Origin of the sequence: Streptomyces sp. NPDC046821, from assembly GCF_040645335.1 — a bacterium.
Classification (GTDB): Bacteria; Actinomycetota; Actinomycetes; order Streptomycetales; family Streptomycetaceae; genus Streptomyces.
Genome location: NZ_JBEYYB010000005.1, coordinates 38752 through 60860 on the forward strand (window position 1 = coordinate 38752; position 22109 = coordinate 60860).

At 68.5% G+C, this 22109-nt stretch carries 31 protein-coding genes and 1 tRNA gene; 27 read left to right on the forward strand and 5 right to left on the reverse strand.

Features of this window, described 5'->3' with window-relative positions:
- Nucleotides 1-82: 82 nt before the first annotated feature.
- Nucleotides 83-886 (forward strand): nuclease-related domain-containing protein, encoded by an 804-nt coding sequence (locus ABZ893_RS11095; RefSeq protein ID WP_361400310.1) that lies wholly within the window; start codon nucleotides 83-85, stop codon nucleotides 884-886.
- A 48-nt stretch (nucleotides 887-934) separates the two neighbouring features.
- Here the strand turns inward: ABZ893_RS11095 and ligD are convergent, their stop codons facing one another.
- Entirely contained in the window at nucleotides 935-1819 is an 885-nt protein-coding gene (gene ligD, locus ABZ893_RS11100; RefSeq protein WP_361400313.1) for a non-homologous end-joining DNA ligase, read from the reverse strand.
- A 97-nt stretch (nucleotides 1820-1916) separates the two neighbouring features.
- On the opposite strand from ligD, the gene ABZ893_RS11105 reads away from it, so the two are divergent.
- Nucleotides 1917-2933: a Ku protein gene (locus ABZ893_RS11105; protein ID WP_361400316.1), complete on the forward strand. Its 1017-nt coding sequence runs from the start codon at nucleotides 1917-1919 to the stop codon at nucleotides 2931-2933.
- Nucleotides 2934-2962: 29 nt separating this feature from the next.
- Here the strand turns inward: ABZ893_RS11105 and ABZ893_RS11110 are convergent, their stop codons facing one another.
- Entirely contained in the window at nucleotides 2963-3328 is a 366-nt protein-coding gene (locus ABZ893_RS11110) for a PH domain-containing protein (protein WP_361400319.1), read from the reverse strand.
- A gap of 225 nt (nucleotides 3329-3553) precedes the next feature.
- On the opposite strand from ABZ893_RS11110, the gene ABZ893_RS11115 reads away from it, so the two are divergent.
- The 4 genes from ABZ893_RS11115 (at nucleotide 3554) to ABZ893_RS11130 (ending at nucleotide 6261) form a co-directional block, all read left to right on the forward strand.
- Nucleotides 3554-3883, forward strand: a complete 330-nt coding sequence (locus ABZ893_RS11115) for a hypothetical protein (protein ID WP_361400322.1) — start codon at nucleotides 3554-3556, stop codon at nucleotides 3881-3883.
- A gap of 1 nt (nucleotide 3884) precedes the next feature.
- Nucleotides 3885-4889, forward strand: coding sequence for a tyrosinase family protein (locus ABZ893_RS11120; protein ID WP_361400324.1), 1005 nt, complete (start codon nucleotides 3885-3887; stop codon nucleotides 4887-4889).
- Nucleotides 4890-5242: 353 nt separating this feature from the next.
- Nucleotides 5243-5674, forward strand: coding sequence for a GntR family transcriptional regulator (locus ABZ893_RS11125; protein ID WP_361400326.1), 432 nt, complete (start codon nucleotides 5243-5245; stop codon nucleotides 5672-5674).
- Nucleotides 5675-5700: 26 nt separating this feature from the next.
- On the forward strand, nucleotides 5701-6261 hold the full coding sequence (locus ABZ893_RS11130; RefSeq protein WP_361400329.1) for an HD domain-containing protein: 561 nt from the start codon (nucleotides 5701-5703) through the stop codon (nucleotides 6259-6261).
- Here the strand turns inward: ABZ893_RS11130 and ABZ893_RS11135 are convergent.
- Complete coding sequence (locus tag ABZ893_RS11135; protein WP_361400332.1) at nucleotides 6258-6731, reverse strand: NUDIX domain-containing protein; 474 nt, start codon at nucleotides 6729-6731, stop codon at nucleotides 6258-6260. The genes ABZ893_RS11130 and ABZ893_RS11135 overlap by 4 nt on opposite strands.
- Entirely contained in the window at nucleotides 6728-7498 is a 771-nt protein-coding gene (locus ABZ893_RS11140) for a helix-turn-helix transcriptional regulator (RefSeq protein ID WP_361400335.1), read from the reverse strand. Before ABZ893_RS11140 ends, ABZ893_RS11135 begins: the two co-directional genes overlap by 4 nt.
- A 640-nt stretch (nucleotides 7499-8138) precedes the next feature.
- Here ABZ893_RS11140 and ABZ893_RS11145 point away from each other — a divergent pair.
- The 20 genes from ABZ893_RS11145 to ABZ893_RS11240 all read left to right on the forward strand — a co-directional run bounded on the left by ABZ893_RS11145 (nucleotide 8139) and on the right by ABZ893_RS11240 (nucleotide 21236).
- Nucleotides 8139-8330 (forward strand): hypothetical protein, encoded by a 192-nt coding sequence (locus tag ABZ893_RS11145; protein WP_361400337.1) that lies wholly within the window; start codon nucleotides 8139-8141, stop codon nucleotides 8328-8330.
- Nucleotides 8331-8413: 83 nt separating this feature from the next.
- Nucleotides 8414-8812 (forward strand): DUF3307 domain-containing protein, encoded by a 399-nt coding sequence (locus ABZ893_RS11150; protein ID WP_361400340.1) that lies wholly within the window; start codon nucleotides 8414-8416, stop codon nucleotides 8810-8812.
- Nucleotides 8813-8923: 111 nt separating this feature from the next.
- Nucleotides 8924-9190: a DUF6284 family protein gene (locus ABZ893_RS11155; RefSeq protein WP_361400343.1), complete on the forward strand. Its 267-nt coding sequence runs from the start codon at nucleotides 8924-8926 to the stop codon at nucleotides 9188-9190.
- Nucleotides 9187-9789 (forward strand): hypothetical protein, encoded by a 603-nt coding sequence (locus tag ABZ893_RS11160; RefSeq protein ID WP_361400346.1) that lies wholly within the window; start codon nucleotides 9187-9189, stop codon nucleotides 9787-9789. Before ABZ893_RS11155 ends, ABZ893_RS11160 begins: the two co-directional genes overlap by 4 nt.
- Nucleotides 9786-10895, forward strand: coding sequence for a conjugal transfer protein (locus ABZ893_RS11165; RefSeq protein WP_361400349.1), 1110 nt, complete (start codon nucleotides 9786-9788; stop codon nucleotides 10893-10895). Before ABZ893_RS11160 ends, ABZ893_RS11165 begins: the two co-directional genes overlap by 4 nt.
- Nucleotides 10895-11272, forward strand: a complete 378-nt coding sequence (locus ABZ893_RS11170; protein ID WP_361400352.1) for an RRQRL motif-containing zinc-binding protein — start codon at nucleotides 10895-10897, stop codon at nucleotides 11270-11272. The genes ABZ893_RS11165 and ABZ893_RS11170 overlap by 1 nt, the downstream gene beginning before the upstream one ends.
- A 26-nt stretch (nucleotides 11273-11298) precedes the next feature.
- A complete protein-coding gene (locus ABZ893_RS11175; protein ID WP_361400355.1) occupies nucleotides 11299-11619 on the forward strand; it encodes a hypothetical protein in 321 nt (106 codons plus the stop codon).
- 1 nt (nucleotide 11620) lies between these two features.
- Nucleotides 11621-11800: a pRL2-8 gene (locus ABZ893_RS11180; protein ID WP_361400357.1), complete on the forward strand. Its 180-nt coding sequence runs from the start codon at nucleotides 11621-11623 to the stop codon at nucleotides 11798-11800.
- A 90-nt stretch (nucleotides 11801-11890) separates the two neighbouring features.
- Complete coding sequence (locus tag ABZ893_RS11185; protein ID WP_361400360.1) at nucleotides 11891-12259, forward strand: DUF6251 family protein; 369 nt, start codon at nucleotides 11891-11893, stop codon at nucleotides 12257-12259.
- Between the two features lie 85 nt (nucleotides 12260-12344).
- On the forward strand, nucleotides 12345-12542 hold the full coding sequence (locus tag ABZ893_RS11190) for a DUF6257 family protein (RefSeq protein WP_361400363.1): 198 nt from the start codon (nucleotides 12345-12347) through the stop codon (nucleotides 12540-12542).
- A 90-nt stretch (nucleotides 12543-12632) separates the two neighbouring features.
- Entirely contained in the window at nucleotides 12633-14714 is a 2082-nt protein-coding gene (locus tag ABZ893_RS11195) for a cell division protein FtsK (protein WP_361400366.1), read from the forward strand.
- Nucleotides 14715-14864: 150 nt separating this feature from the next.
- Entirely contained in the window at nucleotides 14865-15131 is a 267-nt protein-coding gene (locus ABZ893_RS11200; RefSeq protein WP_361400368.1) for a hypothetical protein, read from the forward strand.
- Nucleotides 15122-15310, forward strand: a complete 189-nt coding sequence (locus ABZ893_RS11205; protein ID WP_361400371.1) for a hypothetical protein — start codon at nucleotides 15122-15124, stop codon at nucleotides 15308-15310. The genes ABZ893_RS11200 and ABZ893_RS11205 overlap by 10 nt, the downstream gene beginning before the upstream one ends.
- A 10-nt stretch (nucleotides 15311-15320) precedes the next feature.
- Nucleotides 15321-15485, forward strand: a complete 165-nt coding sequence (locus ABZ893_RS11210; protein WP_361400374.1) for a hypothetical protein — start codon at nucleotides 15321-15323, stop codon at nucleotides 15483-15485.
- 252 nt (nucleotides 15486-15737) lie between these two features.
- Nucleotides 15738-16466 carry a DNA methylase gene (locus tag ABZ893_RS11215; protein ID WP_361400377.1) on the forward strand — a complete coding sequence of 243 codons (729 nt, stop codon included), beginning with the start codon at nucleotides 15738-15740 and terminating at the stop codon, nucleotides 16464-16466.
- On the forward strand, nucleotides 16463-17332 hold the full coding sequence (locus tag ABZ893_RS11220; RefSeq protein WP_361400379.1) for a bifunctional DNA primase/polymerase: 870 nt from the start codon (nucleotides 16463-16465) through the stop codon (nucleotides 17330-17332). The genes ABZ893_RS11215 and ABZ893_RS11220 overlap by 4 nt, the downstream gene beginning before the upstream one ends.
- Nucleotides 17329-17658: a hypothetical protein gene (locus ABZ893_RS11225; protein WP_361400382.1), complete on the forward strand. Its 330-nt coding sequence runs from the start codon at nucleotides 17329-17331 to the stop codon at nucleotides 17656-17658. The genes ABZ893_RS11220 and ABZ893_RS11225 overlap by 4 nt, the downstream gene beginning before the upstream one ends.
- Nucleotides 17655-19205, forward strand: coding sequence for a YfjI family protein (locus ABZ893_RS11230; RefSeq protein WP_361400385.1), 1551 nt, complete (start codon nucleotides 17655-17657; stop codon nucleotides 19203-19205). Before ABZ893_RS11225 ends, ABZ893_RS11230 begins: the two co-directional genes overlap by 4 nt.
- A gap of 370 nt (nucleotides 19206-19575) precedes the next feature.
- On the forward strand, nucleotides 19576-19770 hold the full coding sequence (locus tag ABZ893_RS11235) for a helix-turn-helix domain-containing protein (protein ID WP_361400389.1): 195 nt from the start codon (nucleotides 19576-19578) through the stop codon (nucleotides 19768-19770).
- Nucleotides 19767-21236: a site-specific integrase gene (locus ABZ893_RS11240; RefSeq protein WP_361400392.1), complete on the forward strand. Its 1470-nt coding sequence runs from the start codon at nucleotides 19767-19769 to the stop codon at nucleotides 21234-21236. The genes ABZ893_RS11235 and ABZ893_RS11240 overlap by 4 nt, the downstream gene beginning before the upstream one ends.
- A 131-nt stretch (nucleotides 21237-21367) precedes the next feature.
- Here the strand turns inward: ABZ893_RS11240 and ABZ893_RS11245 are convergent.
- A tRNA-Arg gene (locus tag ABZ893_RS11245) sits at nucleotides 21368-21439 on the reverse strand.
- 144 nt (nucleotides 21440-21583) lie between these two features.
- Here ABZ893_RS11245 and ABZ893_RS11250 point away from each other — a divergent pair.
- Nucleotides 21584-22063 carry a response regulator gene (locus ABZ893_RS11250; protein ID WP_361400395.1) on the forward strand — a complete coding sequence of 160 codons (480 nt, stop codon included), beginning with the start codon at nucleotides 21584-21586 and terminating at the stop codon, nucleotides 22061-22063.
- The last annotated feature ends 46 nt before the right edge of the window (nucleotides 22064-22109 follow it).

Below are 22109 nucleotides of genomic sequence, written 5' to 3' on the forward strand. Positions count from 1 at the left end.
CGTCCGGCAGGCCCCGCCCCGGCCGGACGGCATCTTGCCCGCCGGCGTCATCACTGTTCCCATGGTCATGGGGTGATGATCCATGAGCGGTCTGCGCGTCGTACCGAGCCGGCGGCAAGGTCGGGAGCGGCTCTACGTCTGCGCGGACGACGGCGCGAACGTCGCCTGGTACGACCGTGAGACCGCCCGCGTCAACCTGATCAGCGAGGCCCGCCGGGACGACGTGCTCGCCGTCCTCGCACCCTTCATCACCGGCGACGTCACCGTCGGCCCGCCCCCGGTCCCCACACCCCTCGAGCTCGCCAGGCTCACCCTGCACCCGGACGACGACCTCGCCCCGAACCGCCCCGGCGAGGCCCTCCAGATCGCCGTCGAACGCGACCCGGGCCCCGCCCGCCGCCTCCGCGCGGACCCCCGGCGCCGGGCCCTGGAGGCCGAGCAGGCGGTGGGCCGTGTCCTCGACGCATTTGAGCGCGCCGGCTGGCGCACCCTGCACTCCGTACCGCTGCCCGGCGGCGCCCGTATCCACCATCTCCTCATAGGCCCCGGCGGCCTCTACGCCCTGCACACACTCCCGGCCCGCAAGCAGCGCGTCCGCGTGGCCGACCCGCTGGTCGCCGCCGGCCGCGCGGAACCGGCCCCGCTGCTGCGCCGCGTCCGCGCGGAGGCGTCCCGCGCGTCCTTCGCCCTGACCGCCGAGGTCCACCCGGTCCTGGCCGTCGCGGGCGCCACGTCCGTCGAGGTCAGGGCGGCCTCGACGGACGTACGCGTCATCCCCGACACCGAACTCCAGGCCCTGTCGCGGACCGGCGGCGTCCTGAAACCGGCCGACATCGAAGCGCTGCACGCGATGGCCCGCGACCGCCATACGTGGCTGCACGTCTGACATCCGTCCCGAGCGGCACTGTCAGGGCACCCGCCCCTGGCGAGAGCGTCACGGCACCCGCCCCGCGCGCCCCGGGTCGAACAGGGGCCCGAGCAGATCCCCGTACCGCTCCAGGCGCGGAGCGATGTCGTCCGCCAGAAATGTCAGCTCCCGCGCGTCCGCGCACGCCTCGACCTCCTCCCAGGTCACCGGCGCCGAAACCGTCGGCTCCGGTTGGGCGCGGAGGGTGTACGGGGTCGCCGTCGTCTTCGCGGCGGCGTTCTGACTGTGGTCGACGAAGACCTTGCCGGGGCGCAGGCTGCGCGTCATCCGGTGCAGGACGAGCTCCGGATGCGCGGCTTCCCCTTCCACCGCGAGAGCCTTCGCGTACGCGCTGACCTGCTCGGACGGCGTGGGCTCCAGCGGCACGAGCAGATGCAGCCCCTTCGACCCGGACGTCTTCACGTACGCGTGCAGCCCGTCGGCGGCGAGCCGTTCCCGTAGCCACAGCGCGACCGCGCAGCACGTGACCACGTCGGCGGGCGGCCCCGGATCGAGGTCGAGGACGAGCCGGTCGGCCCGTTCGGGCGCGTCCGCCCGCCACTGGTGCGTGTGGAACTCCGTCACCAGATTGGCCGCCCACATCAGCGACGGCAGATCCTGCACGACCACCTGCCGGGACACGGTGGTCGCCGAGCGCGGCGCGTCCGCCGTGCGCACCCAGGCAGGCGTGCCCGGCGGCACGTTCTTTGTGAAGAACCGCAGGCCGTCGGGCCCGTCCGGGTAGCGCAGGAAGGACACGGGCCGGTCGCGCAGGTGCGCGAGCAGGGCCTCGGCGACGGTCGCGTAGTAGTGCAGCAGCTCGCCCTTGGTGAACCCGGTCGCCGGGTACAGCACCTTGTCGAGGTTGCTGAGCGCGATCCGCCGCCCCTCCACCTCGGTGATGGGCGTCATACGATGAGAATCCCACGAAACCATGACAAACCACCCCAAATCTCTCAACCCCTAAAACCCCCAAGGTCACGAGTCGCGGCAGAGAGGGACGGACCCCGTGCGATCCATCTGGAACGGCGCCATCTCCTTCGGCCTGGTCAGCATCCCGATCAAGCTGGTCAACGCCACCGAGAGCCACTCGATCTCCTTCCGCCAGATCCATCTGGAGGACGGCGGCCGCATTCGCTACCGCAAGTTCTGCGAGCTGGAGGAGAAGGAGGTCGCGGGCACGGAGATCGGCAAGGCGTACGAGGCCGCCGACGGCACGATGATCCCGATCACGGAGGACGACCTCGCGGCGCTGCCGATCCCGACAGCCCGGACCATCGAGATCGTGGCCTTCGTGCCGGGCGACACGATCGACCCGCTCCAGATGGACACCGCGTACTACCTCTCCGCGAACGGCGTCCCCGCGGCGAAGCCGTACACCCTCCTGCGCGAGGCGCTCAAGCGCAACAAAAAGGTCGCGATCGCGAAGTTCGCGCTACGTGGCCGCGAACGGCTCGGCATGTTGCGGGTCGTCGACGACGTGATCGCGATGCACGGCCTGCTCTGGCCCGACGAGGTACGCGCCACGGACGAGGTCGCGCCGGAGACCCATGTGACCGTGCGCGAGGCCGAACTCGACCTGGCGGACGCGCTGATGGACACCCTCGGCGAGGTCGACATGGAGTCCCTGCACGACGACTACCGGACCGCGGTAGAAGAGATGATCGAGACGAAGGCCTCCGGCGAGGGCGTACTGGAGGCGCCGCCCGCGGCGGAGGGCGCCGGCGGCAAGGTCATCGACCTGATGGCGGCACTGGAGAGCAGCGTGAAGGCGGCGAAGGAGGCCCGAGGCGACGCGACGCCATCGTCCCGCGAGGCCCAGGTGACCTCACTGAAATCCCGCACGTCCCCGAAGGACGTAGGCGGCAAGAAGTCCACGTCGACGAAGACCACGGCGAAGAAGACGACGGCCGCCAAGACCACGCCCAAGGCAAGCACGTCGAAGAAGACGACCGCCGCCAAAAAAACGACGGCGGCCAAAAAGCCGACGGCGAAGAAGACCTCACCCCGAAAGCACGCGTCGTAACACGGGCCGGCCCCTCCCGCTGGCCGCCCCTAACGAGCCACGAACTGCGTCAAAATCGCCTGCACCTCATAGATGTCGACGCCCTTGCTGAAGGTCTTCTGGACGGGAGCGGCGGTCCCGGAGATCCAGATCTTCAGCTCACCGTCGAGATCGAAGTGCCCCGCCGTCTCGACGGAGAAGTGCGTGATGCTCTTGTACGGGATCGAGTGGTACTCCACCTTCTTCCCGGTGAGCCCCTGCTTGTCGACCAGCACGAGCCGCCGGTCGGTGAAGAGGATGGTGTCCCGAATCAGCAGATAAGCGGCGTGCACCTGCTCCCCCTGCCCGAGCAACTTCGCGTACTCCTGCTGAGCCCCGCCAGGATCGACGGTATGAGCGTTCCCGAACAGCGCCATGAGACCCCCCAGTTGATGAACTCCGGTGCACCCGAAGGGTATTCGGAAGAAACGCGCCACCGCTACCGCCCGACCGCCGACAGCCCCACCGCCCTGCCCTCAGCCCCACAAGCCCCATGACCAGATGGCCGATTGGACAGCCCGGACACGGCCGGGGATGGTGGGAAAGGAGGGATGTCCATACTCCCCGGCCCCTGCGAACCCCCATTCATCAGGGAGTCCGTCATGACAGCCATCGAACCCGAAGAAATCGCTGCTGCCGCCGCGCCCGACAAACTCGCAAGTTACCTGGCCGATATGGCCCGGTCGGCTGCAGAGCAGGCGTCGGACCCCGCGCCTTCCGTCCGTACGACGGAGCACGAGGGGCACCGGATCGCGGTCACCACCACCTATGACGTCGTGGTGGACGGGACACCGGTGACGGCCCGGCTGCACGTGGCCGACAGCGGAATGCTGTACAGCCCAGGCCTGCCCTATCACCAGTTCACCTCGGCGCTGGACGCCGTCCGGGCGCTGATGTCCGCCTACCCCGACCACTTCGGAGGAGGTGCCTGAGATGGCCCTGGTCCGGAGAAACATCCTGAACGACGACAACGCGCGGAAGAAATACGTCACCGGCGTCGAAATGCTCAAGAAGGAGCCGACCGGACGCACCACCAAGAACTTCGGCATCCCCGGCCCGGAAAACCCGGTGTACACCTACGACCTGTTTGTGATCTGGCACATTCAGGCGGGAAACTTCCCCATCCCGCGGAACGGCGACCCGATGCTGCGTAATTACGCACACCGAGGGCCGGTCTTTCTGCCGTGGCACCGTTTGATGCTCATGATGGTGGAGAACAACATCCAACGGATACTCGGCGGAGACAGCACCTTCGCGCTGCCGTACTGGGACTGGTCGGCCGACGGAGACCACGGCTCGCCGCCCGACGCCCCGATCTGGACGCCCGATTACATGGGCGGGCAGGGCAACCCCGTTTCTGACGGGCCGTTCGGCTTCTACCCGGACGACCCGAACAACTTCACCGTCCGTATCGAGAGCGGCCGCGACGGACGCCCGGCCCAGGCCGGGAACGGCCAGGGGCGCGGTCTGATCCGAGAGTTCGCAAGTCCCGAGAACTGGGACACTCTGCCGACCAGCGCGGATGTGAAATCGGCTCTCGACTACGCGCCGGAGGGCCCCAACCCCAAGCCGGAAGACCGGTACGACGTCGTCGACTTCAGCATCAACTCGGACGGCTTCCGCAGCCGGCTCGAAGGCTGGAACCCGACAGGGCGGCCCTGGACCCACAACCAGGTCCACCTGTGGACGGGCGGCGACATGGTGCCCATGAGTTCCCCCAATGACCCGGTGTTCTTCCTCCACCACTGCAACGTGGACCGGGCCTGGGAGGGCTGGCTGCAACGCTACGGCCGCATGTACACCCCGGACATGTCGGCCCCGGCTACCTACGCGGGCGAACGGATCGACGACATCCTCGCCCTCCCCACGAGCTACCAATTCACCCCGAGAAACATGCTGGACCAGCGCAGCTGGTGCACGTACGACCAACTGCCCTGACGTGGCTCCGGGCGGCACACGTGCCCAGATACACGAAGACCCCGTCTCAGCGAAACCGCTGATGACGGGGTCTTTAAGGCACCTACTAAAAGGTGCCCCCGGCAGGATTCGAACCTGCGCACACGGCTCCGGAGGGCATGACTCGGTGGGTGGGTTGTAGCCCTCTGACCTGCACTAACGGCGTTCCGTGATCAAAGGCGAGCGAAATTCACTCGCTACTCACTCGGAGGGGGCCTTCGGAGCCGCTCCCCAAGGCGCTCCGGGCCTCGGTCGGGAAGCCTCACCGTGGGAAGCTGGATGGCGCGCCCCCATGGCGGGGGAGCGACTCATGAGGCCGAAGAAGGGAAGGGCACGTGCCGCAGGCCAGTCCACGAGGTACGTACTTGCAGATCTCGGATTCACTGCGACTGAAGATCGAAAAGGGCAAGATCACTGAAGCTCTGCCGTCCGAAGCAGAGCTCATGAGCACGTACGGGGTGGGACGCTCCACTGTCGGGCGAGCGCTCAAGGCGCTCAAGGCCGACGGCGTGGTCGAGTCGGTGCAGGGCGCCGGATGGTTCGTTGCCGGAACTGGGGACCGCCGCCCGCTGGTGGACAAGGTGACGGATCTCCTGCGGGCGGAGGGGACCGCCGTGGGTGACGCCTTCATGTCCGAGAGTGAGCTGTGCGAGCGGTTCGGGGTGTCCCGTACGGCCGTGCGAACGGCCATTGCGCAGATGGAAGGGAAGGGGCTCATCGAGATGGGCCCAAACCGCCGGCGGCGCGTTCGCGCCCTCCCGGCCTGACGGGGGGACTCGTAGCCTTGGGAATCATGGATCTCACAGAGCAGGCTTACAGCCTCTCCGAGTCGCTGCTAGCCGAACCGCTGCCGCGCCGCTGGGGCCACTCCCTCGGCGTTGCCGAACGGGCGCGCTCCCTGCGTCCCATCCTGGGGGAGGACGCTTCCTTGATGGAAGCAGCGGCCGTGCTCCATGACATCGGGTACTCGCCCAGCATCGCCTCCACTGGCTTTCACCCGCTCGACGGCGCCCGTTTCCTGCGTGGCCAGGAAGGCATGGATGAACGCGTCGTTCGCTTGGTCGCTCATCACTCGTGTGCCCTCCTGGAGGCCGAGGAGCGTGGACTCCGCGAGGAGTTGGCCACTGAGTTCGAGCTGGAGCGGCCGGAGCTTGTCGACGCGCTTCTGTTCTGCGACATGACGACGACGCCCGATGGCGGACCCACCACCTCTGAAGCGCGGGTTTCTGAAATCGTCGGACGGTATGGCCCCGACACCATTGTCGGCAGGTTCATCCAACGGGCCGCCCCTGATATCCACGCCGCGGTCAAGCGTGTGGAGGGGCGGCTTAATGTCGCCGAGGGTGTGGGCTAGCCGATGTATGGAGCGGTGCGCGACGCGTCGAGGCCGTGTGTGATCCGTAGCCGCATAGACGGGTGAATATCCAGCTTGTCGAGGTCCGCCGGGGCAACCCAGCGGACCTCTTTCGATTCCGAGCTGGTGCGTAGCTCGCCGCCAATTGGCCTGGCGTGGAAGCAGATGGAGAACTGCTGACGGACCTCGCCGTCGTCGTACTTCATAACGTGCTCCGGGTCGGTGTAGAGACCCACTATGTCCTGTACGGCCACTTGGATGCCCGTCTCTTCGTCTACCTCCCGAACGACGGTCTGAGCGATGCTCTCCCCGGCGTCGTGGCCGCCCCCTGGAAGTGCCCACAGGTTGTTGTCGGTCTTGTGGATGAGGAGAAGGTTTCCCTGCTCATCCCGAACGACGGCTGTCACTGACGGCACAACTGAGTTGGCCTTAGGGGCGTTCGGGTCGCGAAAGTAGTCAATCCGGCTCATGACGGGGCGCCTTCGTAATCAGTGGGCGAGTTGATGGGGCGCGCGTTCTCCCAAACGCGCTCCACGCTCTCAGAGTAGGTGTCGAACAGTTCGCCGCCAGGGACGCGCTGAAGGTGAAGGACAGGCGCCAAGTAGGCGCCCACGCCATAGACATGACCGTTCGCCAACAGTTCATTGTCGGCGCGGTAAATCGAGTTATAGAGCGTGGTCCCGTGAAGCCTGAACTCCACTCCGGGGAGCCGGAAGAGCGGGGCGTAGTTGAGCAGTGCATTACGGACCTTGGCTGCCATCGCCGATCCGATGCCCTCGTCGTCTCCCCGTACGGCGACGGCGGGGCTGTTGGGGTCTCCCAGCATGAAGCGCACAGGGACGCCGTCTGCTGACTTCTCGCGCACGAGGCGATGGAATCGCGGGTCCTCGGTCAGCCAAAAGCCCGAGTAGACCAAGACGTCGAAGTGCCTTGTGGCGCCGGCGTACAGCTTGGTCCATGCGTCCTGCGGCACTACGGAGCGGTGGGCGTAGAGCTTCAGGACCTCTGAGTCGCTGGATGCTGTGACTTCCTCGGAGGTCCGCTCGTCTGCCCAGAGGTACGAGACCTCGCGATGCAGCAGTGAGGCGACTGCGTACTGAAATCGCCTGTAGGGCTTGCGCTTTGGGTCGGAGATCCAGCGTTCAACAGTCTTGGGTGAGACGCCCAACCGCTCTGCGACCTGCTCCAACTTCAGGCCGCTCTCCACGATCGCGCCGCGAAGCCTCTCGTTCGCCATACAAGCTCCCCCGCCTGGGACGTCCTGGGACGACTTTGACTCTACCGAGTCGGGCTCAAGTCGTACATGTGCGGAGTCCAACGTCCCGCCCTTCGCATCCAAGCTGGTCATGTCGCTGATCGAGGGCGGCAGGGGCCCACATCGAAAACCCGAGGGTTGACGGCGCGGACTTGACCTGTCACCTTGAGAGGCATGTAATACATGCATCGCTTCGGCGTTGCAGCCAGTGCATGACCTGTGTGAAGAGCAGAGGGCGGGGACGCTGCAATCCCGCTAAAGGCCAGGGGAACGGGGCTTCGGCCCTACTGGCGAGGTGGCCCGGTGACCGCGAGCAACGGCCGGAGAGTGGGACTCAGGTCCCCTTGCAGTGCGTATCCCCAGTTCAGCGATGTGAAGGAGCAGCAATGAGCCAACGAAAGCGATGGGCGCGGCCGTGATCGACCGGCATGGCGGCGCCGCTTCGCCCCAGGTCCGTGAGCGTGAACGTGCGCCACGGCCAACCGGTCACCTTCAACTGCCTCGCGGCCGCTAGCGCCGCGCCGGTTGCCTCCTCCGTCCGTCCGGGCGCCCCACGGGGCGGACCGTACGGGCGGGGTTGAGGGGAGCCGGAACGCCCAGCTCCGAGCCTAAGGAGACCGTCATGGCCAAGACCCCCGAAGAGATCAAGGCGATCGAGCTGGACGCCGCCGAGTCCGTCGCCAACGCCGTCTGCGCCGCCAACCGGGAGAAGGAGGCCGCCGACCGCAACTCCTCCTCGAAGCCCTTCATCGGCGGCAAGCAGTACGGCCACAGCGAGGGCACCCACGTCGGCGACATGTACTTCAAGTTCTAGCCGGGCCGGGGCGGCCGACTCGCTGCCAGGCGACCGGCCGCCCCTTTCCCACCCCAGCCCGCTACAGACCAGGGAGAGAGCCCGTGTTCGCGTCGTTGTTCGTTCTGCTCTATGTCGCGCACCTCCTGTCCGACTACCCGTTGCAGACGGACCACCAGGCCGCGCACAAGGCCGGCGCCGGGGCCTGCGGGTGGCGGGCGAACCTCGCTCACGCCGCCACGCACCTGGTCGTGACCACGGTCGCCCTCGCGGCCGGCATCACCGTCCTCGGTCTCGACGTGAACCCGATCGCCGCTGCGGCGGGCGTGGTCTGGATCGGCGTCACGCACTCGGTCATCGACCGGCGCTGGCCGGTGGCCCGCTGGATGACGTTCGCCCGGCAGGCCGGGTTCGCCCAGCACGGCGGCGCCGCCCACGTCGACCAGACCGCACACCTCACCGCGCTCGCCATCGCCGCGCTCGCCATCGCGGGCCTGTCCTGACCTCTCAGGACCGAGCCCCCTCACTACCCACCCATGAACGGCGTACGGCCCCGGAGGTGCAACTCCGGGGCCGTTTTCGAGCCGCCTTACCTGCTAGGGAGAAACCGACTCATGCACATCATCGCTGCACTTCAGGCCCCCGTTACGGTCGACGATTTCGACCGCGAGCCGACGGCCTCCGAGCTGGACGCCATCGAGACCGAGATGCCGCTCATTCTGGCCCGCGTCGAGCTGCTGGACGCGCAGATCGTCACCCTGGACCGCACCCCGACCGAGCTGGACGAGCGCCGTATCCGCCGGGCCCGCCGCCGGGTGATGGACGCGCGCCGCAAGCTGACCAACCAGGCCGCCACCCTGGTGACGGGCGGTGCGGCATGACGACCGCGACTCCCCACCCCGACGTCCTCCTGGACCACAGGGGCCGGCGCAAGCCGCGCATCAACATGCCGCTCGCCTACGAGCAGGGGCGGCTTGGCCTGGCGTTTCACGAGGCCGGACACGCCGTGCTCGCCATGGCCTACGGCCTGCGTGTGGACACCAGCGAGATCATCGCGTGGACCGAATCCGACGGTAGTTGGGCGGTGTCGGGCAACACGGCCTGGCACGCGCGCGACTTCCACGCCTGGCGGCTCGCCGCTATGTGCGCGGCCGGTGAGCTTGCCCAGGTCAACTACCTGATGGCCTACGGCCTTTGGACGCCGGGGCGGGCCGCGGCCTGCGCCGCTGAGCACGACCGCGAGCAGGCCATCGACATCCTCGCCCCGCACGGCTTCCGCATCGGCCGCGAGTACGTCCCCGCGGGCGGTAAGTCGTGGGGGATGGTGCGCGGGATGGCCCGCCGCAAGATCGGTCACCTGTGGCGCGAGATTCGGACCGTGGCCCACGCCATGGACGAGGTCGGTGTGCTGACCGGGGACGAGATCGCGGAGATGACCCGTCTGGTCAACCCGGTGCTCGACGAGGCGGTGGCGGCATGAGCACGCAGACCCGCACGGTCCTGACGAAGACCCAGATCATCGTGCTTGGTGCGGCGTTTGTGCCGATGGTCGCCACCGGCGTGTTCGGTGGGGCCGGTACGTACTCCAACATCAGCGGCGCCTACGGCAAGGGCACCGCCCTCGGGGCCGTGGCCGCCGGTGAGGGCGCCACCGCCGTCCTCGCGCTCGTGCTGCTCGGACTGACCATGCTGGGCCAGTCCTCCCCGCGCATCATCCGCCTCGGACTGTGGGCCCTGCCGGCCGCCGCGTCCGCGATGGCCGCGATGGCCGCCGACGACCCCGGCACCACCGTCATCTACGCCATCACCCCGATGGGCATGTGCGTCTCCGCCGAAGGCATGGCCTTCCTCGCCCGCCGCATCGCCGTCCACACCGAAGGACACGACGCGGAGGGCGAACGCCGCGCGGTCGAGGTCGTCCAGCGGCTCGCCTACCACCGGGCTCGCGCCGCCAACCACCCTGACAAGAAGGTGCGCCAGCGGTCGGATCGGGCATCGTGGCGACTGGCTCGCAGGGTCGGATCGGGTGACGCGGAGTTGGGATCGAGGCTGCTCGATGTGCAGCGCCAGCGCGTCACGATCGGCGCGGACGCCGCCCTCGGAGCCATGTTCCACCTCACCCCCGACACGCTCCCCGCCCTGGACGCAAATGCGGAGGAATCTACCGAGACCATGATGATTCGGTCTACGGCTGACCTGCACGAATCGACCCCCGAGCCGATCACCACGCACCCGATCGTCCTGCCCCGACCGGTGCCGGTCGGGTTCCTGAAGTCGACCCTGCCGAGCAAGCCGGTCGCGGCCATCGAGCCGGTACCGGTCCGCCCGATCGAGAAGCGCACCGTGCCCGCAGAGTCGACCCGGCCCCGTCGAGCGACCGGCCGCATCCCGGAGGCTGCCCGATCGAGTCGACCCAGGCGAACCGCCGATCAACTGCTCGACGAGGCACGCACCATGACGGCCGACTGGCCGGACGCCAAGCTGACCGCTGAGGGCCTCCGCCTCGCGCTCCGCACCTCGCCGAAGAACGCCCGGTTCCTGCGGGACACCCTGAAGGCCGAGCGCGCTGGTGAGGCGGCGGCCTGATGTCGGCGGCGTTCGGCAAGTGCTACGACCCGTCCGGCGCCCGCTACGGCATCCCCACCTACCCGTGGCGCCTCGCCCCCGAAGGACTGGCCACCCGCCGGCAGCTTCGGGCGGAGGGGTTACGGCCGGGCGGTCAGCCGATAGCGGCCCAGCTCATGCGCCGCTCCCGCCGCCGCAAAGCAGGCGTGAGCGTGGCGTTCCTCTACCGGCTCGACCTCGCCAAACCGGTCCGGCCGATGACCTCGCGCAAGTGGGGCGCGCTCGCCCTGGCGATGCTCGCCCGCCGCACCTGCCGACTCGACGCCGGATACGTCATCCCGCCCTCGCTCGGCATGTGCGTGACCTGCGCCTACCCCAACGAACAGCACGCCTCCTGACACCCCGTCTCACCTGGGAGTTCCCCATGAGCAAGGAACACCGCCGCCGGATCATCACTCTCCTCGAATTCGGCGCCGCTGTCGCCGTCGGCGTGGCCATCGGCCTCAAGCTCGCCCCCTACGACCTGCCGTTCTTCGTACAGGCCGCCTGCGTGCTCGGCACCGCCAACTCGGCGATGTCCACGCTGAAGGCCATCGAGGACGCGTGGACGACCACCACTCACCGCTGCACCGCCCCCGGATGCGACTTCCGGGTGCGTCTCCAGCACACGGACGCGGGCGAGAACCGCGTCTGGCGGGAAGCCGCTGCCAACCACCCCTCGCACACCGCCTCAAGGAGTGCCTGACATGGCCAGGGACGCCCAGAACACGCCCCCCGGAGAGTGCCCGCAGTGCTGGGAGCACGCCAACAACAGCCGCGTCGTTCACCGCGGGCTCGGTCCCCGCGAGGACTGCCCGAAGTGCGTGGACCACATGGAAAACGGCTGCCCGTACCTCACGCCCAAGAAGGAGTCGTTCTGGTGGTGACCGCGCCCACCACGTCGGCGCTCCCGCTGCCTGAATCGCCTACCGCGCTCGGCACCTGCGTGCCCGGCGCCTGCCCCGAAGGATCCACGGATGGAATCGCTGCCTGACGTGCCCCGGGTCGTGCAACTCCCGGACGGCACCTACACCTACACCAACCAGTTGCCCGGTCCGCCGCAGCACAGCGGCCCGCAGGTGGTGCACCAGCACGTGCACCAGGCTCCGCCGGACCGCACCGTTCAGCGGATCGCGCTGGGATCCGGCGTCGGCGCCGGCGCGGTCGCGGCCGGGGTCTACTTCGGCCCGCTGCTGGTCGGCGTGCTCACCGCGATGGCCGCCAACCTCGCGCTGCTGGCCCTGATCGCGGCCGTCTGCGCGTGGGGCGTCGTCACCGTCGTCCGCTCGGTGGGCGGCACCGACGGCAAGCGCGCCGCGAACACCCTGCGCCGCGGCCGACGCTGACGGCTGCCTGCGGCCCCCGAACGCACCGTGCGTTCCGGGGCCGTGGGGAGCCGGACAGACCGGCCCCGGAATGGGAGACACCGCCATGAGCAGCAACCAGCCCCGCCTGACCACCGGTGAGAAGACCAAGGTCGCCTGGTACGTCGCCCGGATGGCCAAGCGCGGGATCGCCGACGACCGCCAGTACGGCGGCCGGGTCGACCAGAGCGACCTTCAGCGCAAGGTCGACCGCGTGATCGACGGTGCCCGCGAGCGCGAGGAGCGCGGCCGTAAGGGCAAGTAGCAACGCCCCGGGGGCGACTCGTCCCGGCCAAGGAAACACAGCCGCCCCCGGGCCACCCACCACCCGTTTGAGCAGCAGGGAGCACTAAGCATGACTGACACCACGTCGGGCCCGCACCTGCGGCCCGTCCCCGACTTCACCCCTGACGACGACGCGCCGGCGGCGCCCGTCGCGGTCGACAACCCGGCCTTGCCGGACCCCAAGGTCCGTGTGGAGAAGCGCAAGCCGGTCCTGGCCGGATGGCTCACCAACAAGCGGGACTTCGCCGCCACCGCCCGTCACGCCGGCGCGAACGCCGGATACGCCGCCCTCTACCACGGCGTTCGGATCCCGGTGTATGCCGGACGCCTCGCCCTCATGGCACCGCGCGGCGCGTGCCGGTTCGTCGCGACGACGAACCGGTGGGTGTGGGACCGCGAGGCCGCGCCCCTGCGGGACTTCGCCGTGCGCACCGAGGACGTCGAGGAGTACATGCGCCTGGCCCGGCTGCGGGCGGGCCGGATCCGCCTGCGCGGCCTGGTCTCCCTGGTCGCCGCCGTGTTCGGCGTCGGGTTCGCCCTCTGGCTGTACGTCCTGGCCCCCGCCTACCTGTACGCGTTCGCCGCCGGCGGGGTGCTGCTGCTCGGTCTGGGCGGGCAGCAGCCCGACGCCCCGGTGGTGGGTCCGGCGGTGCTGAAGACCGAGGTACAGAAGCTCACCGGCTCCATCGTCCTGCGCGGTCTCGACTCCATCGGGAACACGAAGGTCACCGCCGCCATCAAGAAGGGCGGCGACATGAACGGCCTGCGGTTCGTCTCGGAGATCGTCCGCGACGGGCCCGGCTACCGCGCCGACCTGGACCTTCCCTACGGCGTCACGCCCGAGGACATCATGGAGGCCCGCAAGCCGCTCGCCTCCGGTCTGCGCCGCAAGACCGGCTGCGTGTGGCCCTCCCCGGACCCCGAGCAGCACGAAGGCCGTCTGGTGCTGTGGGTGGGGGACAAGCCGATGAACGAGACCACCAAGCCCGCCTGGCCGCTGGCCAAGACGGGCACGGTGGACCTGTTCAAGCCGGTGGTGTTCGGCAACGACCAGCGGATGCGCGACGTCGCCGTCACCCTCATGTTCGCCTCCGTCGTCGTCGGCTCCATCCCGCGTATGGGCAAGACGTTCCTGATGCGGCTGTTCCTGCTCATCGCCGCCCTCGACCCGCGCGCGGAGGTCCACGCGTTCGACTTCAAGGGCACCGGCGACTTCGGCGCCCTGGAATCGGTCTGCCACCGCTACCGCGCCGGCGAGGAAGACGAGGACATCGAGTACGTCGTCCAGGCGCTGCGGGAGCTGAAGGAGGAACTGCGCCGCCGCGCGAAGGTCATCAAGTCGCTGCCCCGCACGCGCTGCCCGGAGTCCAAGGTCACCCCCGAACTCGCCGGTGACCAGAGCCTGGGTCTGCACCCGATCGTGGTCGGGTTCGACGAGTGCCAGGTGCCGTTCGAGCACGAGGAGTACGGCAAGGAGATCGAGGCGATCTGCACCGACCTGGTCAAGCGCGGCCCCGCCCTGGGCATCGTGGCCATGTTCGGCACCCAGCGCCCCGACGCCAAATCGCTGCCCACCGGCATCAGCGCCAACGCCGTCCTGCGGTTCTGCCTCAAGGTCATGGGCCAGCCCGCCAACGACATGGTGCTGGGCACCTCTATGTACAAGTCGGGGTACCGGGCCACGATGTTCTCCCGCTCCGACCGCGGCATCTGCTGGATGGCCGGCGAGGGCGACGACCCCCGCATCGTCGCGTCCGCGTTCGTGGACGCGGTCGCCGCCGAACGCATCGTCGCCCGCGCCCGCCAGGCCCGCGAGGCATACGGCAACGTCACCGGCCACGCCATCGGCAAGGGCCCGGAGAACGCCGGCACCGGATCCGACATCCTCGCCGACGTCCTCGACACCATCGCCGACGACGAGAAGGCCGTGTGGTGCGAGCGCATCGCCGCCCGGCTCACCGCCGCCCACCCCGACACCTACACCGGTTGGCAGGGCGAGAACGTCACCGCCGCACTCAAGCCCTGGGGCATCAAGCCCAGCCAGATCTGGGGGCAGACCGACGACGGCGAGGGCGCCAACCGGCGCGGCATCAAGCGCGCCGACATCACCGCCGCGATTACACGCCGTAACGCCGATCGGGCCGCCGCCTAGCCCCAGCAGCACTGCTAGACCTAGCAGCCGCGCTTGCTAGGTCTAGCACGCCCACTAGCAACCCGTAGGGCCGCTGATCAGCTCACTAGCGTCTAGCGGCCCACCTGCGAAAACACCCCGAAACCGCTCTGGGAAGGGATGTGAGCCCCCGTGGCTCTCGCTAGCCTCGCCGCCCTACTGGTCGCCGCTGGTTACGCAGTGCTATGTGCGGTCCAGCCGTTCGCCCCGTGCCGGAAGTGCTCCGGCACCGGCATCCGACAGGTCCGCCGGAAGGTCAAGCTGTGCCGCCGCTGCCGCGGGCAGCGCCACCGGCTCCGCACCGGCCGCCGCCTCCTCAACACCGGACGCCAGGTCCGCCGCGACGGCACCCGACGCCACCACCACGCCTCTGACAGGGAGTCCACCCCATGGCAGTGACCCTCTCGCTCGTCTTCCTCTTCGGACTCGTCCTGTTCTTCCTCCTGCGCTCCGGCAGCCTCACGCCCGGCGCCGCGTTCACCGCCGCCATGTTCGGGTTCTTCCTCGCCTCCACCGGCGCGGCCGGGCCCATCAACAACCTCGCCAACGCCCTCATCCACGCCATCCCCAGCCTCTGACAGGAGCCCCATGGACGACGAGACCTACTGCGACGAGTGCGCCGACTACGGCTGCGGTGGCCACCGGGACTGCGAGCAGTGCGGCGGCGAGATCTGCAACGAGTGCGGCGGGTGCGACTGCGACGAGCAGATGTGCCCCGGCTACGCCGCCCACGCCACCGGCACCGACCACTAGCCGACGGCCATCCTCGCCACCCCCGGGGCGAGTGCGTACGACGGGCCGTAGGACCGTCGTACGCGATAGCTTGCTCCGCTCTGCAGGCCGTGGCCGACGGGCCTCTATCACCGAAACCCCGTCCGAGCCCAACCCGCGATTCTCCGGATCCTGACATCAGCCGGACACGCAAAAGGCGGCCCCCGCATCTCGCCAAAGAACCGGGGCCGCCTCTGTCCACCTGCCCACAACAGACCAGTGGAGGTCTCCAGCATGACGCAACCCACCGACATCCGGCGAGGCGGCCACCGGCCGTTACTGCTGGACCTGTTTTCGTGCGCCGGCGGGGCAGCCATGGGCTACGCCCGCGCCGGCTTCCGCGTCCACGGGTGCGACCTCGCCGACCGGACCAACTACCCCTTCACGTGGCATCGGGGTGACGCCCTGGAGTACCTGGCCCACCTCATCGACACGGGTGAGATCGAGCGGTTCGCGGGGGTGCACGCCTCCCCGCCCTGCCAGGCCAAGAACACGTTGACCGTGGGCACCAACCGCTCCCGAGGCTGGGGCGGCACCCACATCGACCTCGTGGCCCCCACCCGCGCTCTGCTCGACCGCACTGGCCTGCCTTACGTCATCGAGCAGCCCAACGGACAGGCCGAGATCCGCAAGGACCTCACTCTGTGCGGCGAGATGTTCGGGCTCAGCGTCATCCGCCACCGCAACTTCGAGGTGAGCGGCTGGACCATCCCTCAGCCCAAGCACGTCCCGCACCGGGGGCGCGTTCGCGGTTACCGACACGGCAAGTTCTACGACGGCCCCTACGTCGCCGCGTACGGCAACGGCGGCGGCAAGCCCACGGTGCCCGAGCTTCAGGCCGCGCTCGGCATCACCTGGACCGACGTGCGTGAAGAGCTGACCGAGGCCATCCCGCCCACCTACAGCGAGTACATCGGCCGCGCCTTCCGCGTCTCCCGCGTGCTGCTGGGGGTGGCGGCATGAGTGAGCACCTGCGCACCGCGCTCAGGCTCGCGTCCTCTGGCGTACCGGTCCTGCCGCTGCGGGCGGGGAAGGTGCCGTTCGGGAACTGCCGAACGTGCGCGCGGAACGCATGCGGTGGCCGGCCGAACATGAAGAGCGCGGGTACGTGCCGATGCCCTGAGCCGTGCCACGCATGGGCTGCCGCGACCGCGAACCCGGACGTCCTCACTTCGACCCCGTGGGCCGCCGCTTGGTGGCAGGCCGCCGCAGTGGCCTACCACCCCGGCGGGGCCCGCCTCACCGTCGTCGACCTCGACGACATACACGCGGTCGCCTGGGCCCACGAGACTCTGCCGCCGACCCGGACCGTGACCACCACGCGCGGGGAACACTGGATCTACCTAGGGGCTATGCGGTCGGCCAACGCCGTACGCCCCGGCGTGGACGTCAAGTCACTCATGCAGTACACGCGTTGGCTCGGTCCCGGCACCAGCGCGATGGCGCCCCTGCCAGCGGCCGTTCTGGCCCTGGTCGGGAGGGAAGAGACCACCCCCGCCCGGGGGGAGGTGGTCTCTTCCCTCTCCGGGCGCGCCAGGTGGGATGCGGCCGTGGCCACCGGCTGCCGCCACACGGAGAAGTACGTCCGCACCGGCCTCGAACGCGGCCTGGCCCTGGTCAGGTCCCGTACTGAATCCGGCGCCGCGTCGCAGGCCTTCGGTGTGGCCCAGTTCCTCGCCCAGCAGCACGCACAGTGCCCCGGTCCCTGTGGTCTGGAAGGTCTCGGGCAAGAGGTCATCGCAGCGGCGGTCTCCGTGGGAGTCCCCGAGCCGTACGCGGCACGCGCGGTCGGCAACGGCCTCAACACCGAAGCGGGGAGGGCCGCATGAGCCCTCACCCCCGCTCCCCGCGTGCCGCCGAACGACGGCACCTGCGGCTGGTCGTGGGCGACCGAGAGGGCGTCGCCGAAGGCGTCCCCATTGCTGTTCGCCCTGACCCGCAGCCGAACGACGGATATCAGCCCCGGGCCGTTCTGCACGTCGTGGCGCCCCCGGACTGGCGCGTGACCCCCACCGCCCACTCGTGGTGCTCCTGCGGCCGTGACCGGCAGGCCGTCGGCCGCGCCGCCGTACTGAGCCTCGTGGCCGCGCACAACGAACACCGGGACACCTGCCCGCAGCTCGTCAACGCCAAGGAAGGAGGCAAGGCCGTATGAGCATCCCCAACGACATGAGCCCCGACCTGTGGGAGGGGTTCGACCACATCGACCCTGAGCAGATCACCGGCCCCGCCTGGGACGAACCCGTCGCCCTCCGAGTCCGCCCGCCCCTTCCTGACTTCCCTGTGGATGTCCTCCCCGCTTGGTTGGGCAGCATGGTGCGCGGTGTGGCCGAGGAGACCCAGACCCCGGCGGACCTCGCCGGGTGCCTGGCCCTGGCGGTCCTGGCCACGGCCGCCGGCGGGCGGGTGAAGGTGTGCGTACGCGGTCACTGGCGTGAGCCCGTGAACATCTACACCGCCATCGCCCTGCCCCCCGGCAACCGCAAGTCCGCCGTGTTTGACCTCATGGTTCAACCGCTGCTCGATGCGGAGAAGGCTCTCATCGAACTGTCCGGGCCCGTGAGGGCGGAAGCGGAGACCCTGGCGAGGCTGGCCAAGTCCGCAGCCGAGAAGGCGGCAGGCAAGGCGGCCAACGCGGAGCCCGAACACCGCGACACCCTGACCGCCGAAGCCGTCCAACTCGCCCAAGAGGCCGACAAGATGAGGGTTCCCGCCGAACCGCAGCTCGTCGCGGACGACGTGACTCCGGAAAACGTCGGGACGCTCCTGGACGAGCAGGGCGGACGCATCTCCTGCCTGAGCGCTGAAGGGGAGCTGTTCGACATCATCGCCGGGCGCTACACGGGCAAGCCCAACATGGGCATGTTCCTCAAGGGCCACGCCGGGGACATGCTTCGGGTCAACCGGCAGGGCCGCAGTGCCCAGCACGTCGACTCGCCAGCGGTCACGATCGGTCTGGCAGTGCAGCCGGAAGTCCTGGACGCGCTCAGCCGCATCGACGGAGCCGACGGGCGCGGGCTCCTCGCCCGGTTCCTCTACTCCAAACCCCTGTCCCTGGTCGGCTCCCGCAGCCTGACCCCCGCCCTGCTGGACGAGCAGGTGGCTGCCACCTACGCCAAGCATCTGGCGGGTCTGACGCTCGCCCTGGCGGACTGGACTGACCCCGCCCTCATCCAGCTCACCCCGGAAGCCGACGCGGTCCTCCTGGCCTTTCAGAAGGTCACCGAATCGCGCCTCGGTCCGGACGGAAGTTTCGCGCCGATCGTGAAATGGGCCTCCAAGCGGGACGGTGCCGTGGCCCGCATCGCCGGCCTCCTCCACCTCGCCTCCCATCCCGAGGACGGGTGGCACAAGCCCATCGAAGCGTCCACCATGGCCGCCGCTACCGAATTGGGCGTCTACTTCACCGCGCACGCCCTGGACGTGTTCAGCGTCATGAGCGCAGACCCCGCCCACGAATCCGCGGTGACCGTCCTCGCGCAGCTCGTCTCCAGCAACCCCGCGCAGTTCACCAAACGGGAGCTGTTCCGGGCCCTGCGGCGGGCCGACTTCCCCGCCATCGGCGACCTCGACCCCGCCCTGTCCCTGCTCGAAGAACACGGCTGGATCCGCCAGCAGCCCCCGCCCCCACGCACCGGACGCGGCGGCCGGCCACCCTCGCCCCGCTACGAGACCCACCCCCGCATCGGCCGGGGCGCCTGACACAACCCCCAACCCGCTGACAGAACTGACAGAACTCCCCGACACCACCCCTGACCTGCACAAACAGCCACAGTCGAGGTTGTGACAGAACCGAATTTAATGCTGACAGAACCCCCGACCCTGTGCCGGGGGAGCTGTGACAGAACCTCTTCCCAAGAGGTTCTGTCAGGTTTTAATTCAGTTCTGTCAAAGACTCCGACCGGCCCATACATGCAGGTCAGAGGCCATACACCGAGGTTCTGTCAGTTCTGTCAGCGATTCCCTGGCTTCCGCCCTGGACGGCGGTGGGCGATGCAGCGCCGCATGGCGGATTCCCCAGAGGCGGTCCCCGCCTCTCAAAGCTTCGCTCCGTGAACGGAGAGCAACTTCCATGGCAGTCAAGATTCGCGACGAAATGTTGACCATCCCCGAGGTCATTGAAGAGATCGGTGTTCCGCGAGCGACGTTCTATCGCTGGCGGCAGCTCAGGAAGGGACCTAAGTCAATCAAGCTTCCCAACGGTGCCGTTCGAATCCGGCGATCGGAACTGGAGCGCTGGATCGGGACGTTGGAGGAGGCCGCGTGACCTACGGCAAGACCTCTAAGCACCAGGGCGCCCGCGAAAGCGGGCGCCCGCCTGCTGCGGAAGAGCCGACCCTCTCCACGGATGTGCGGCTATGGAAGATCAACCAGGTACGGAGTAAAAGGGCTCCGTATCAGATTCGGTGGCTGGTGGCGGGCAAGGTCAATACGGCCAGCTTCGCCACTTTCACCCTGGCTGACCACCGTCGCTCGGAACTCGTAAAGGCGATGCGCAAGGGCGAAGCTTTCGACGTCGAGACTGGGCTGCCCGAGTCTGAACTCCGAGCGGCTGCTGCCAAGGCAAACGCCCGGCCCGATCCGTCCTGGTGGGACTTCAGTCGCGAATATATGGCGAGCCGGTGGCGTACATCAGCGGCAAAGACGCGCGAGGGTTTGGCGGACAGCCTCGCGACAGTGGCGTTGGCGATGATGGAGGACGGGAATAAGGCGCCTTCGCTTGAAGAAGCACGCTTGGCGGTCCGGTGGGCCGTCGTCCCGGCACATGAAGAAGAAGACCCTCCAGAGGACCTCGCGGCAGCCTATGCCTGGCTTCAGCACAGGTCGCTTCCTCTTTCGGCTCTCACGGACCCCAAGGTGGTCCGGGACATCCAATACAGGCTGTCGTTCAAGTTGGACGACAGTCCAGCGGCGGGGGAGACCTACAAGCGCCGGCGCCGGGGGTTCAACACCGCAATGGAGTACGCGATTGAGTGCGGGTACTTGGACGCCAACCCTCTCGCAGGAGTGAAGCGCGCTGGTTCCAGCCGTGGAGACGTCGTGGACCCCCGCGTCTTGGTGAACGCGGTCCAGGGTGCCCAACTCCTCACGGCTGTCTCGTACGTCGGTTCAGTGCACCGCAACCGAGGCCGTCGACTGGTCGCGTTCTTCGCCTGTCAGCTCTACGCGGCGATGCGGCCGGCCGAGGTGGTTGGTCTCCGTGAGAAGGATTGCTACCTGCCAGAGAAGGGCTGGGGGACCCTCACGCTCCAAGAGACCCGCCCGGTCTCAGGCAAGAAGTGGACCGACTCGGGCAAGCGGCATGACAAGCGCGGACTCAAGTCCAGGGAGGTCAAGGCGGATCGGCCTGTGCCCATCCCGCCCCCGCTGGTCGCGATGCTGCGTGAGCACATCAGGGAATTCGGGGTGGCGGCGGACGGCCGGGTCTTCGCCAACGAGCGTGGCGAGGTGCTGGGCACGTCGAGCTACTGGCGCGTGTGGCAGGAAGCGCGCCCCATCGCACTCCCGCCGGACAAGGTGGAGTCGCCGCTTGCACAGCGGCCCTACGACCTGCGGCACACCTGCATTACCAACTGGCTGAACGCTGGAGTGCCGGTGGCCGAAGTCGCTCGCCGCGCGGGCAACTCGCCTGAGGTCATCCACCGTCGGTACGAAGGCTGCATCGACGGCCATGAGGAGGTGAACAACAAGAAGATTGAGGAGGCGATGGGATGGGGCGAGGAGGCCTCCTGATTTCTCACTCGCCGCTCACTCGCGATCAGCGATTGAGAACGACAAAGAGCCGGACCCAGTGGGACTGGGTCCGGCTCTTCATGCTTGGCACTTTGCAGGTCAGAGACTTGATCGTCCTGGTTACTGCGAAGTGCCCCCGGCAGGATTCGAACCTGCGCACACGGCTCCGGAGGCCGTTGCTCTATCCCCTGAGCTACGGGGGCGTGATCACCGCGCTGGCGTGGTGACGGGTAGAACCCTACCAGCTCCTACCGGGTCCTCATGAACGGTTATTTCGCTGGTGGGGCGGGGCTGGTGGGGCGGGGGAGGCAACGTGAGGGGGCGGGGGTCCCCTGTACGGGGCGGAAGTGGGGAAAACCCGGACGCGGTGGTCCCGGTCGACCTACTCTCGAGTTGTGCCAGGCGCGTCCGGCCGAGTCCTTGTCGTCGATGACAACAAGGTGATTCGGCAGCTGATCAGGGTCAATCTCGAGCTGGAGGGCTTCGAGGTCGTGACCGCGGCCGATGGTGCCGAATGTCTGGACGTGGTGCATCAGGTCCGCCCTGATGTGATCACCCTCGATGTTGTGATGCCCCGGCTCGGCGGTCTCGGCACCGCCGCGCGGCTGCGTTCCGACATTCATACGCGCAGTGTCCCCATCGTCATCGTGAGTGCGTGCACGCAGCACGAGGTCGAGACCGGCCTTGATGTCGGCGTCGAATCCTTCCTCGCCAAGCCCTTCGAGCCCGCCGAACTCGTGCGGATCGTAAGCCAGTTGATTGAAAGCAAGCAGGGCGGGGGCCGTGGCGCCGAAGGCGCTGAGCGTGCCGGGCGCATCGGCGGCTGACCCTCCGAGGGTGCCGCGGTACGTGTCCGTATGCCGGACCATCGCG